Genomic DNA, 11932 nt, shown 5'->3' on the forward strand with positions numbered 1-11932 from the left:
AACCCGCGTATAATTCGCGGGTTTAATTTTTCGCAAATTACCGTTTCTGGAGTTACACCATGGCTGTTCAACGTACTTTCTCCATCATCAAGCCTGACGCCGTTGCTAAAAACGTGATCGGCAAGATCGTTACCCGTTTCGAAGACGCTGGCCTGCGCGTTGTAGCTTCGAAAATGAAGCAACTGTCCAAAGCCGAAGCCGAAGGCTTCTACGCTGAGCACAGCGAGCGCGGTTTCTTCGGTGAGCTGGTTGCTTTCATGACTTCCGGTCCGGTTGTCGTTCAGGTGCTGGAAGGTGAAAACGCTATCGCTCGCAACCGTGAGCTGATGGGCGCTACCAACCCTAAAGAAGCCGCTGCCGGCACCATCCGTGCTGACTTCGCTGAGTCCATCGACGCCAACGCCGTTCACGGTTCGGACTCCGAAGCCGCTGCTGCTCGCGAAATCGCTTACTTTTTCTCCGCTACTGAAGTAACCACTCGCTAAGCCCAGGCTTTTGAGTGAAGGTGAATCCATGACTACATCGAACGGCAAAACCAACCTGTTGGGCCTGACCCAGCCGGAAATGGAGAAATTCTTCGACTCGATCGGGGAGAAGCGTTTCCGTGCCGGCCAGGTGATGAAATGGATTCACCACTTTGGCGTCGACGACTTCGACGCCATGACGAATGTCGGCAAGGCCCTGCGCGAAAAGCTCAAGGCTGTTGCCGAGATTCGTGGCCCCGAAGTGGTCAGCCAGGACATTTCCAGCGACGGCACCCGCAAGTGGGTGGTGCGCGTGGCGTCCGGCAGCTGCGTCGAGACCGTGTACATTCCCCAGGGCAAACGCGGCACCTTGTGCGTTTCGTCCCAGGCAGGCTGTGCCCTGGATTGCAGTTTCTGCTCCACCGGCAAGCAAGGCTTCAATAGCAACCTCACCGCCGCCGAAGTGATCGGCCAGGTGTGGATTGCCAACAAATCCTTTGGCAGCGTCCCGGCGACCGTCGACCGTGCCATCACCAACGTGGTGATGATGGGCATGGGTGAGCCGCTGCTGAACTTCGACAACGTCGTTTCCGCCATGCACCTGATGATGGACGACCTGGGCTACGGCATCTCCAAGCGCCGCGTGACCCTGTCCACCTCCGGCGTGGTGCCGATGATCGATGAGCTGGCCAAGCACATCGACGTCTCCCTGGCGTTGTCGCTGCACGCACCCAATGACGCATTGCGTAACCAATTGGTGCCGATCAACAAGAAGTATCCGCTTAAGATGCTGCTCGAGTCGTGCCAGCGCTACATGTCGTCCCTGGGCGAAAAGCGCGTGCTGACCATCGAGTACACACTGCTCAAGGATGTGAACGACAAGGTCGAGCACGCGGTCGAGATGATCGAGCTGCTCAAGAACATCCCGTGCAAGATCAACCTGATCCCGTTCAACCCGTTCCCGCATTCCGGTTACGAGCGTCCGAGCAACAACGCGATTCGTCGCTTCCAGGATCAGCTGCACCACGCCGGCTTCAACGTCACCGTGCGTACCACCCGCGGCGAAGACATCGACGCCGCCTGTGGCCAATTGGTAGGACAGGTGCTGGATCGCACCCGTCGCAGCGAGCGCTACATTGCCGTGCGTGAGTTGACCGCCGCGGACGATGCAGTGCAAAACGCTGCGAACAGTCACTAAGAGAGGAACTCTATGTCCCTGCGCTTCGCGCTCGTTTTGCTGTTGGCCGGCCTTTGTTCCGGTTGTGTCCTGTCGGGTGACTACAACCCCATGAGGACCAGCAAAGGGCGCGACGAGGCCCGTGTGGCCTACGTGCAGCTGGGCATCGGCTACCTGCAGCAGGGCATGACCGAGCGGGCCAAGGTGCCGCTCAAGAAAGCCCTGGAACTGGACGACTCCGACGCCGATGCCAATGCGGCCCTGGCCCTGGTGTTCCAGGCCGAGATGGAGCCGGGGCTGGCCGATGAGCATTTTCGCAAGGCGCTCTCGGCTCGCCCGCAAGACGCACGGATCCTGAACAACTACGGCAGCTTTCTTTTCGAGCAGAAACGCTACAAGGACGCCTACGAGCGCTTCGAGCAGGCTGCCGCCGACACCCTTTACCCTGAGCGTTCGCGGGTTTTCGAAAACCTCGGCATGACAGCCTCGCAGTTGGGCTGGCGTGACCTGGCCCGCCAGCATCTGGAAAAGGCGTTGCGGCTCAACCGCCAGCAGCCGCGGGCGCTGTTGGAAATGGCTGAGTTGTCTTACGAAGACAGGCATTATGTGCCCGCGCGCGACTACTACGAACGTTTTAGCCTGCTGAGCGAGCAAAATGCACGTAGTCTATTGCTCGGCGTTCGGCTGGCACATGTGTTTGAAGATCGCGACAAGGCTGCAAGTTACGCCTTGCAACTCAAAAGACTCTATCCCGGTACGCCGGAATATCAGCAATACCTGTCGGAGCAATGATGAAAGCGGCGCATCCCGAAGTTGTAGCAGCGACTCGCGTAAATCCCGGTGAGACCCTGCGTCAAGCCCGCGAAAACAATGGCTGGTCGCTGGCCGAAGTGGCCCTCAAGCTCAATCTCACCGTGGCTTCCTTGGGCAATCTGGAAGCGGGCGCGTTCGACAAGCTGCCTGGGCATACCTTTGCCCGGGGCTATATCCGCGCCTATGCCAAGTTGCTCGGCATGGACCAGACCTTGCTGGTCCAGCAATTCGATCAGTACACCGGTTCCGATGCCCAGGGCAGCAGCGTGCACAGCCTGGGACACATCGAGGAGCCGGTTCGTGTTTCCCACACCATTTTGCGAATCGTCAGCCTGTTGCTGCTGATCGCGGTGATTGGTGGCGGTTTTGTCTGGTGGCAGGAGCAGGCGTCCTTGCGCAACAAGGAGCCAGTCGTCATGAACCCTGAGCATGTTGAGGTCGAGGGTGCCGACGGCACTACGCAGATCCATCCGCTGGACGAGCCGGAAGACCAGGCTGTCGTCGAAGGGCAGGCCGCTGGCGAAACCACCCTGGCGTTGCCACAAAGCCAGGACGCCGCCGATGCCCAGGCGGGTGCCGAGCCACCTGTGCCAGCGCCAGACGCACCAACAACGCCGGCTGCACCGATCACCGGCAGTGCTCCGGTTGCCACGGCGCCAGCCGCACCGAGCGTACCAGCGCCAACCGTGGCTGCGCCTGCGGCCCACGCCGCTCCAGCCGTCCCGGCGGCGCCAGTGGCTCCGGCCGCTCCAGCCGCCCCGGTCTCGGGTGAAGGCCAGGTACAGATTCAATTTGTCGCCGACTGCTGGACGCAGATCACCGATGGTAACGGCAAGGTGCTGTTCAGTGGCCTCAAGCGCAAGGGCGACAGCACCTCCGTCAACGGCAAGCCACCCTTTGCCGTACGCCTGGGTTATGCCCGTGGCGCGCAGGTCAGCTACAACGGCCAGCCGGTCGACATCGCTCCGTTCACCAGTGGCGAGACCGCTCGCCTGAAGTTGGGTCAATAAGTCATGCACGGCGAATCTCCAATCAAGCGTCGCGAATCCCGAAAGATCTGGGTCGGCAACGTGCCCGTGGGCGGCGATGCGCCTATCGCTGTGCAGAGCATGACCAACAGCGACACCAATGACGTGGCCGCCACGGTCGCGCAAATCAACCGCCTGGAAGCCGCCGGTGTCGACATCGTGCGCGTATCCGTGCCGGACATGGACGCCGCCGAGGCGTTCGGCAAGATCAAGCAATTGGTCAAGGTCCCCTTGGTGGCCGACATCCACTTCGACTACCGCATCGCCTTGCGCGTGGCCGAGTTGGGCGTCGACTGCCTGCGCATCAACCCGGGCAACATCGGTCGCGAAGACCGGGTACGTGCCGTGGTGGATGCCGCCCGCGACCGGGGCATCCCGATCCGCATCGGCGTGAACGCCGGTTCCCTGGAAAAAGACCTGCAAAAGAAATACGGCGAACCGACCCCGGCGGCACTGGTGGAGTCGGCCCTGCGCCACGTCGAGCACCTCGAGCGCCTGAATTTCCAGGACTTCAAGGTCAGCGTGAAGGCCTCCGACGTGTTCATGGCCGTCGAAGCGTACCGTCTGCTGGCCAAGGAAATCGTCCAGCCGCTGCACCTGGGCATCACCGAAGCCGGTGGGTTGCGTTCGGGCACGGTGAAATCCGCCGTCGGCCTCGGTATGCTGCTCGCCGAAGGGATTGGCGATACCATCCGTATCTCGTTGGCGGCCGACCCGGTCGAGGAAGTGAAAGTCGGCTACGACATTCTCAAGTCCCTGCACCTGCGTTCCCGTGGCATCAACTTCATCGCCTGCCCGAGCTGCTCGCGGCAGAACTTCGATGTGGTCAAGACCATGAACGAGCTGGAAGGGCGCCTCGAAGACCTGCTGGTGCCGCTGGATGTCGCGGTCATCGGTTGCGTGGTCAACGGGCCGGGCGAAGCCAAGGAGGCCCACATCGGCCTGACTGGCGGTACACCGAACCTGATTTACATCGACGGCAAGCCGTCGCAGAAACTGACGAATGACAATCTGGTGGATGAGCTGGAACGGCTGATCCGCCAGAAAGCGGCCGAAAAGGTCGAAGCCGACGCAGCGGTCATCGCGCGCGGTTAAGTCGAAAGATTAAGGAATACACGTGAGCAAGTCCCTGCAAGCCATTCGTGGCATGAACGACATCCTGCCCGAGCAGACGCCCCTGTGGCGTTATTTCGAGGGCACCGTGGCGCGCCTGCTGGATAACTACGGCTACCGACAGATCCGCATGCCGATCGTCGAGTTCACCGAGCTGTTCAAGCGCTCCATCGGTGAAGTGACCGACATCGTCGAAAAAGAGATGTACACCTTCGACGACCGCAACGGCGACTCCCTGACCCTGCGCCCAGAAGGCACGGCGGCCTGCGTGCGTGCGGTGCTCGAACACGGCATCACCGGCGGCGGCCAGGTGCAGAAACTCTGGTACATCGGCCCGATGTTCCGTCACGAGCGCCCGCAGAAAGGCCGTTATCGCCAGTTCCACCAGATTGGTTGCGAGGTGTTCAACCTTGACGGTCCGGACATCGACGCCGAACTGATCGTGCTGACCTGGCGCCTGTGGGGCGAGCTGGGCATCCGTGATGCGGTCAAGCTTGAGCTCAACAGCCTGGGCACCAGCGAGTCCCGTGGCCGCTACCGTGAAGCCTTGGTGGAGTTTCTTAGCGCCCACCTGGACAAGCTGGACGAAGACAGCCAGCGTCGCTTGAAGACCAACCCTCTGCGGGTACTGGACACCAAGAACCCGGACACCCAGGCCGTACTGGTGGGTGCGCCAAAAATGGCCGACTACCTGGACGAAGAGTCCCGCGTGCATTTCGAGGGGCTCAAGGCCCGTCTGGACGCCGCCGGCATTCCCTATGTGATCAACCCGAAACTGGTCCGTGGCCTGGATTACTACAGCAAGACCGTATTCGAATGGGTCACCGACAAGCTCGGCGCCCAGGGCACCGTGTGTGCCGGTGGCCGTTACGACGGGCTGGTAGAACAGATGGGCGGCAAGCCGACGTCGGGCGTGGGCTTTGCCATGGGCATCGAGCGCCTGGTGCTGATGCTTGAGGCCCTGGACAAGGTGCCAGAGGAACTGGCCCGTCAGGTCGACGTTTACCTGTGCGCCTTCGGTGAAGCAGCCGAACTGGCGGCCCTGACGTTGAGCGAGCGGGTCCGCGACCAGTTGCCCAACCTGCGCCTGCAGATCAACGCCGGCGCCGGCAGCTTCAAGAGCCAGTTCAAGAAGGCCGACAAGAGCGGTGCGCTGTATGCACTGATCCTCGGTGACGACGAACTGGCCCAACAAGTGGTAGGTTTCAAACCCCTGCGTGGCCAGGGCGAACAACAAAGCATTGCCTGGGATGCGCTTGCTGCACACCTGGCCACCTGCGTCGTGCAGGGTTGAAGCTGTCAAACAGCCGATTTAGCGATTAAGGAGTATTGGGGTGTCGAGTACCGAAGATGAACAGCTGGCGGATTTGAAGGACTGGTGGACGCGCAACGGCAAGCCGCTGGTTACTGGCGGCCTGTTGGCGCTGGTCATCGTGTTCGGCTGGCAGGCCTACCAGAAATACCAGAGCAACCAGTCGCAAGGCGCCTCGGTGCTCTACCAGCAATTGCTGGAAACCACCCTGACCCCGGACGGCAAGCCTGATGCTGCCCGCGTGGTGGACCTGGCCGGCAAGCTGGACAAGGAATTCGGCGGCACCGCCTATGCGCAGTTCGGTCGCCTGTTCGTGGCCAAGGTAGCGGTGGACAGCGGCAAGCTGGACGACGCGGCCACCGAGCTCAAAGGTATCGTCGACAAACCGGCCAACCCGACCCTGGGCGAAGTGGCGCGTCAGCGCCTGGCGCAGGTGCTGGCGGCACAGAACAAGGCCGAAGACGCCTTGAAGCTGCTCGACGGTGATGCCGACAAGGCATTCCTGGCGACCCGCGAGGAACTCAAGGGCGACCTGCTGGTACAGCTGGGCCGTGCCGATGAGGCCCATGCGGCCTACCAAAAAGCCAAGGCTGCGCTGTCGGATGAAGCCGCAGTCGGTGGCCTGCAAATCAAGCTGGACGACCTGGCCAAAGGGGATGCGTGACGTGATCCGTTGGAAACATGCAGCATTGCTGGCTCTGGCCATTCTGGCCGCGGGTTGCAGCAGCAACAGCAAGAAAGAACTGCCTCCGGCCGAACTGACCGATTTCAAAGAAGAAGTCGTGCTGCAGAAGCAGTGGAGCCGTTCCATCGGCGATGGCCAGGGTGAAACCTACAACATGCTGGTGCCAGCCATTGATGGCGACACCCTCTATGCCGGCGACGTCACGGGCGTCGTCATGGCCATGGATCGCATGAACGGCGACGTCAAATGGAAGAAAGATCTTGAACTGCCTGTTTCCGGCGCCGTTGGCGTGGGTTATGGCCTGGTCATGATCGGCACGCTCAAGGGCGAGATCGTCGCCCTGGACGCGAGCAGCGGTGAAGAGAAATGGCGCGCCCGCGTCAGCAGTGAAGTGCTCGCACCGCCGGCCACCAATGGTGACGTGGTGGTGGTCCAGACCCAGGATGATCGCTTGATCGGCCTGGATGCTGCCACCGGCAACCAACGCTGGTTGTACGACAGCACCCCGGCGGTACTGACCCTGCGCGGCACCAGCGCGCCGATCGTCACCAACCGCCTGGCGGTGGCTGGCTTGTCGACCGGTAAAGTGGTGGCCCTGGATATCTCCAACGGCGTGCCGGTCTGGGAGCAGCGCGTAGCGATCCCGCAAGGTCGTTCGGAACTGGAGCGCGTGGTCGACATCGACGGCGGCCTGCTGCTGTCCGGCGGTACGTTGTACGTCGCCAGCTACCAGGGCCGCGTTGCAGCACTGGACCTGGAAAGCGGTCGTGCGCTGTGGCAGCGCGATGCGTCCAGCTACGCCGGTGTCGCCCAAGGTTTTGGCAGCGTCTACGTGAGCCTGTCCTCGGGCACCGTCGAAGGCGTCGACGAGCGTTCCACCACCGCATTGTGGAGCAACGACTCCCTGGCCCGTCGTCAACTGTCGGCCCCGGAAGTGTTCTCCAGCTACGTCGCAGTGGGTGACATGGAAGGTTACCTGCACCTGCTCAGCCAGGTGGACGGTCGTTTCGTCGGCCGTGAGCGCATCGACAGCGACGGCCTGCGTGCCCGTCCGCTGGTGGTGGGCGACATGATCTATGTGTATGGCAACAGCGGCAAACTGGAAGCCCTGACCATCAAGTAAGACTATGCTTGGGGCTAATCCCCCCAAGCGGCCTTGTTCACAAGGTTTGCAGGGCTTGCACAGACTGCCCCGAGCACCAGCCGCTGCCTCGCAGCGGCTTTTGTATTTTCTGAAATAACGAAGTGGAGAGCCGCATGGTTCCCGTAATCGCCCTGGTGGGCCGACCGAACGTCGGCAAGTCCACCTTGTTCAACCGCCTGACCAGGACTCGCGACGCCATTGTCGGCGACTTGTCCGGTCTGACCCGTGATCGCCAATACGGTGAGGCCAAGTGGCAAGGGCGTACCTATATTCTGGTCGACACCGGCGGCATCTCCGGTGATGAACACGGCATGGACGAAAAAATGGCCGAGCAGTCGCTGCTCGCCATTGAAGAAGCCGATGTGGTGCTGTTCCTGGTAGACGCCAAGGCCGGTTTTACAGCCGCCGACCAGATGATCGCCGAGCATTTGCGCAAGCGTAACAAGCGTTCCTACGTGGTCGCCAACAAGGTCGACAACATCGACCCGGACATGGCACGCGCCGAATTCGCACCGTTGGGCATGGGCCAGGCGATCCCGATCGCCGGCGCCCACGGTCGTGGCATCACCCAGATGCTGGAAATCGCCCTGGAGAGTTTCCCCAAGGACGACGAGGAAGAACCGGAAGAGGGCGAGGAAGAGATCGTTGCCGAAGGCGAGGAAGCCAAGCGCATTCCGGGCCCAAGCGAAAAAGACGGGATCAAGATCGCCATCATCGGCCGGCCGAACGTGGGCAAGTCGACGCTGGTCAACCGCATGCTCGGTGAAGACCGGGTCATCGTCTACGACCAGCCCGGCACCACCCGCGACAGCATCTACATTCCCTTCGAGCGTAACGAAGAGAAGTACACGCTGATCGACACCGCCGGTGTGCGCAAGCGCGGCAAGATCCATGAAGAAGTTGAAAAGTTCTCCGTGGTCAAGACCCTGCAGGCGATCAAAGACGCCAACGTGGTGATCTTCGTGATGGACGCCCGCGAAGGCGTGGTCGATCACGACCTGAACCTGCTGGGCTTTGCCCTGGAAGCCGGTCGTGCGTTGGTCATCGCGATCAACAAGTGGGACGGCATGACGCCGAGCGAACGGGATTTCGTCAAGGTCGAATTGCAGCGCCGCCTGTTCTTCGTCGACTTCGCCGACATCCACTTCATCTCGGCCTTGCACGGCACGGGCGTGGGCAACCTCTACGCTTCGGTGCAGAACTCGTTCAAGTCGGCGGTGACCCGCTGGCCGACCAACCGCCTCACCCAGATCCTCGAAGATGCGGTAGGCGAGCACGCGCCACCGATGGTCAACAACCGTCGGATCAAGCTGCGCTATGCCCACTTGGGCGGTGCCAACCCGCCGATTATCGTGATCCACGGTAACCAGATCGAGAAGGTGCCCAAGTCGTACGTTCGTTACCTGGAGAACACCTATCGTCGCGTCCTGAAGCTGGTCGGCACGCCGATCCGCATCGAGTTCAAGGGCGGCGAAAACCCGTACGAAGGCAACAAGAACACGCTCACCGACCGCCAGGTCAACAAGAAGCGCCGCTTGATGTCGCACCACAAGAAGGCCGACAAGAAGCGCCGCGACAAGCGCTGACCCAGGCTTCTCCCGGGACCGCTTTTGTGGCGAGGGAGCAAGCTCCCTCGCCACAGAGTTTTCCTGCGATTCGGTGACAAGAAAAGGGTGCCCTGGGTGGCACCCTTTTTCATGCCCTGCGATTGGGCTATCCTCGATCTCTCCCGCGCCGCACCTGAGCCGGGTGCAGAGCAGGGACCCTTCATGATCACCAGCAAGTTGCCGAATGTCGGCATCACGATTTTCACCCAGATGTCCCAGCTCGCCGCGCAGACGGGCGCGCTGAACCTGTCCCAGGGGTTTCCTGATTTCGATGGCCCGCAGGCCCTGCGCGATGCGGTCGGCCGGCACATTGCCCAAGGTCATAACCAATACTCACCCATGACCGGCCTGCCTGCGCTGCGCCAGCAGATCGCGGCGAAGATCGCCCGCTGCTACGGCGCCAGTGTCGATGCCGATCAGGAAGTCACCGTGACCCCCGGCGCGACCCAGGCGATTTTCTGTGCCATCGCGGCGGTGGTCCACAGCGGCGACGAAGTGATCGTCTTCGACCCCAGCTACGACAGCTACGAGCCTGCCGTGCAACTGGCCGGCGGGCATTGCGTGCACGTGCCATTGGGCCTGGATGACTTCGCCATCGACTTCGAGAAGCTCGGCCAAGCCCTGAGCCCGCATACGCGCATGATCATCCTCAATTCGCCGCACAACCCCAGTGGCGCCTTGATCAGTCACGCCGAGCTGGATCAATTGGCCACGCTGATTCGTGACCGTGATATCTACCTGGTCAGCGACGAGGTCTACGAGCACCTGGTGTTCGACGGCGTCGCCCACGCCAGTGTCCTGGCCCATGAAGAGCTGTACCGCCGCGCCTTCGTGGTCAGTTCGTTCGGCAAGACCTACCACGTCACCGGCTGGAAAACCGGCTACGTGGTGGCGCCAGCGGCCCTGACGGCGGAGCTGCGCAAGGTGCACCAGTACGTCAGCTTCTGCGGCGTGACGCCGTTGCAGTACGCCTTGGCTGACTATATGGCCGAGCATCCGGAACACGTCGATGAATTGCCGGACTTCTACCAGACCAAGCGCGACCTGTTCTGCGATCTGCTGGCGCCGTCGCGGTTCAGCTTCAAGCGCGTGACCGGCACTTATTTCCAGTTGGTGGACTATTCGCAGATTCGCCCGGACCTGAATGACGTCGAGATGGCGGTATGGATGACCCGTGAGCATGGCGTGGCGACGATTCCGATCTCGGTGTTTTACCAGCACCCACCACAAGGCCAGCGCCTGGTGCGCCTGTGCTTTGCCAAACGCGAGGAGACGCTGCGCGAAGCGGCGCAAAAGCTATGCGTGATTTGAGTACATTGCCAGACCTCGACATTGCCCTGGTCCAGACCACCCTGGCCTGGCACGACCGCCGGGCCAACCTGGAACATTTCCAAGCGCTGCTCGAGCAGGCGCGCGGGGTTGACCTGATCATCCTCCCAGAGATGTTCACCACTGGTTTCTCCATGGAGTCCGAGACCCTGGCGGAGCCGGAGAGCGGCCCGACGCGCCAATGGCTCAAGGCCCAGGCGGCGAAGCTGGACGCGGTGATCACTGGCAGTGTGATCATCCAGGCCGCTGACGGCAGCCATCGCAATCGCCTGCTTTGGGCGCGCCCGGACGGAGAAGTGCTGCATTACGACAAGCGCCACCTGTTTCGCATGGCGGGGGAGCACAACCACTACACCCCGGGTGAGCGACAAGTGCTGTTCGAGCTCAAGGGCTGGCGGATTCGTCCGCTGATTTGCTACGACCTGCGCTTTCCAGTCTGGAGCCGCGACGCCGAGGACACCGACCTGCTGCTGTACACCGCCAACTGGCCCGGAGCGCGGCGTCTGCACTGGAACCGGCTGTTGCCGGCCCGGGCGATCGAGAACCTGTGCTACGTGGCGGCGGTGAACCGAGTCGGTACTGACGGCAAGGGCTTTGCCTACACCGGTGACAGCCAGGTGCTGGATTTCCAGGGCGAAACCCTGCTCAGCACTGGCGAAGCGGATGGTGTGTTCAAGGTGTGTTTGAGCGCGACGGACCTGGCGGCCTACCGCACGCGGTTTCCGGCGAACCTGGATGCCGATCGGTTCGAATTCATCTGATTGAAACGATTCAGCCCTTCAGGAACGGGGTTGCGTGCCGATAACCGGTCAGCCAAGGAGAAGTCCCTATGACCAGTATCAGCGCAACCACCGTCAATCCTTATCCATCGTCAGCTCCCAAAGTCTCCATTCGCGGGGCTGAAGAAGAGAAAGCGGCCAGTCCAGTGGCATCGACTGATAGCAGTGAAGACAAAGACAAGAAACTGGAAGTCGACACCAGTGGCGCGAATATCGCAGGTGCGGGTGGCAGCAGCGGCAGCAGCGATGTCATCGAACAACTGAAGAAGCAGATCGAACAGACCGAGAAGTTGCTGGCCGAACAGCAAGCCCAGTTGGCACGGGTGCAAAAAAGCCGCGCCGATGAGGAGCAAAAAGCTCAGGAAACCATGGCGATCCAGACTCAGATCATGGCGACCCAAGCCACATTGCAGACCCTGCAGGCCGCGCTGTTGCAGGCGATGACTGTTTCGATTGATACCCATGCCTGACATCCCTGCCG

Annotated in this window: 12 protein-coding genes; all 12 read left to right on the top strand. The window is 61.5% G+C overall.

Annotated features, from left to right (window positions below; translation table 11 throughout):
- Window positions 1-59: 59 nt before the first annotated feature.
- The 12 genes from ndk (at window position 60) to GFU70_RS05000 (ending at window position 11921) form a co-directional block, all read left to right on the top strand.
- Window positions 60-485: a nucleoside-diphosphate kinase gene (gene ndk / locus GFU70_RS04945; protein WP_042727994.1), complete on the top strand. Its 426-nt coding sequence runs from the start codon at window positions 60-62 to the stop codon at window positions 483-485.
- A gap of 28 nt (window positions 486-513) precedes the next feature.
- The gene (gene rlmN / locus GFU70_RS04950; RefSeq protein ID WP_153387689.1) at window positions 514-1662 is read left to right on the top strand and encodes a 23S rRNA (adenine(2503)-C(2))-methyltransferase RlmN; all 1149 of its coding nucleotides are present in this window, start codon (window positions 514-516) and stop codon (window positions 1660-1662) included.
- A 12-nt stretch (window positions 1663-1674) separates the two neighbouring features.
- Complete coding sequence (gene pilW / locus GFU70_RS04955) at window positions 1675-2433, top strand: type IV pilus biogenesis/stability protein PilW (RefSeq protein WP_116643119.1); 759 nt, start codon at window positions 1675-1677, stop codon at window positions 2431-2433.
- Window positions 2433-3464 carry a helix-turn-helix domain-containing protein gene (locus tag GFU70_RS04960; protein ID WP_058542530.1) on the top strand — a complete coding sequence of 344 codons (1032 nt, stop codon included), beginning with the start codon at window positions 2433-2435 and terminating at the stop codon, window positions 3462-3464. Before pilW ends, GFU70_RS04960 begins: the two co-directional genes overlap by 1 nt.
- A 3-nt stretch (window positions 3465-3467) precedes the next feature.
- On the top strand, window positions 3468-4577 hold the full coding sequence (ispG, locus tag GFU70_RS04965; protein ID WP_003185136.1) for a flavodoxin-dependent (E)-4-hydroxy-3-methylbut-2-enyl-diphosphate synthase: 1110 nt from the start codon (window positions 3468-3470) through the stop codon (window positions 4575-4577).
- Between the two features lie 22 nt (window positions 4578-4599).
- Window positions 4600-5889 carry a histidine--tRNA ligase gene (gene hisS / locus GFU70_RS04970; RefSeq protein WP_058542531.1) on the top strand — a complete coding sequence of 430 codons (1290 nt, stop codon included), beginning with the start codon at window positions 4600-4602 and terminating at the stop codon, window positions 5887-5889.
- Window positions 5890-5929: 40 nt separating this feature from the next.
- Window positions 5930-6571 (top strand): YfgM family protein, encoded by a 642-nt coding sequence (locus GFU70_RS04975; protein ID WP_116643118.1) that lies wholly within the window; start codon window positions 5930-5932, stop codon window positions 6569-6571.
- On the top strand, window positions 6564-7715 hold the full coding sequence (gene bamB / locus GFU70_RS04980; protein ID WP_058542533.1) for an outer membrane protein assembly factor BamB: 1152 nt from the start codon (window positions 6564-6566) through the stop codon (window positions 7713-7715). The genes GFU70_RS04975 and bamB overlap by 8 nt, the downstream gene beginning before the upstream one ends.
- Before the next feature lie 134 nt (window positions 7716-7849).
- Window positions 7850-9322 (top strand): ribosome biogenesis GTPase Der, encoded by a 1473-nt coding sequence (gene der, locus GFU70_RS04985; RefSeq protein ID WP_058542534.1) that lies wholly within the window; start codon window positions 7850-7852, stop codon window positions 9320-9322.
- Between the two features lie 183 nt (window positions 9323-9505).
- Window positions 9506-10654 carry a pyridoxal phosphate-dependent aminotransferase gene (locus tag GFU70_RS04990; protein WP_153387690.1) on the top strand — a complete coding sequence of 383 codons (1149 nt, stop codon included), beginning with the start codon at window positions 9506-9508 and terminating at the stop codon, window positions 10652-10654.
- A complete protein-coding gene (locus GFU70_RS04995) occupies window positions 10642-11433 on the top strand; it encodes an amidohydrolase (protein WP_153387691.1) in 792 nt (263 codons plus the stop codon). The genes GFU70_RS04990 and GFU70_RS04995 overlap by 13 nt, the downstream gene beginning before the upstream one ends.
- Before the next feature lie 68 nt (window positions 11434-11501).
- Window positions 11502-11921, top strand: coding sequence for a hypothetical protein (locus GFU70_RS05000; protein ID WP_058542536.1), 420 nt, complete (start codon window positions 11502-11504; stop codon window positions 11919-11921).
- The last annotated feature ends 11 nt before the right edge of the window (window positions 11922-11932 follow it).

Origin of the sequence: Pseudomonas brassicacearum, assembly GCF_009601685.2 — a bacterium.
Taxonomy (GTDB): Bacteria; Pseudomonadota; Gammaproteobacteria; order Pseudomonadales; family Pseudomonadaceae; genus Aquipseudomonas; species Aquipseudomonas kilonensis_B.

What these genes read in the sequence shown, in the direction of transcription:
- ndk (WP_042727994.1), top strand. Translation starts at nt 60, where the DNA reads ATGGCTGTTCAACGTACTTTCTCCATCATCAAGCCTGACGCCGTTGCT.
- rlmN (WP_153387689.1), top strand. Translation starts at nt 514, where the DNA reads ATGACTACATCGAACGGCAAAACCAACCTGTTGGGCCTGACCCAGCCG.
- pilW (WP_116643119.1), top strand. Translation starts at nt 1,675, where the DNA reads ATGTCCCTGCGCTTCGCGCTCGTTTTGCTGTTGGCCGGCCTTTGTTCC.
- GFU70_RS04960 (WP_058542530.1), top strand. Translation starts at nt 2,433, where the DNA reads ATGAAAGCGGCGCATCCCGAAGTTGTAGCAGCGACTCGCGTAAATCCC.
- ispG (WP_003185136.1), top strand. Translation starts at nt 3,468, where the DNA reads ATGCACGGCGAATCTCCAATCAAGCGTCGCGAATCCCGAAAGATCTGG.
- bamB (WP_058542533.1), top strand. Translation starts at nt 6,564, where the DNA reads ATGCGTGACGTGATCCGTTGGAAACATGCAGCATTGCTGGCTCTGGCC.
- der (WP_058542534.1), top strand. Translation starts at nt 7,850, where the DNA reads ATGGTTCCCGTAATCGCCCTGGTGGGCCGACCGAACGTCGGCAAGTCC.
- GFU70_RS04990 (WP_153387690.1), top strand. Translation starts at nt 9,506, where the DNA reads ATGATCACCAGCAAGTTGCCGAATGTCGGCATCACGATTTTCACCCAG.
- GFU70_RS04995 (WP_153387691.1), top strand. Translation starts at nt 10,642, where the DNA reads ATGCGTGATTTGAGTACATTGCCAGACCTCGACATTGCCCTGGTCCAG.
- GFU70_RS05000 (WP_058542536.1), top strand. Translation starts at nt 11,502, where the DNA reads ATGACCAGTATCAGCGCAACCACCGTCAATCCTTATCCATCGTCAGCT.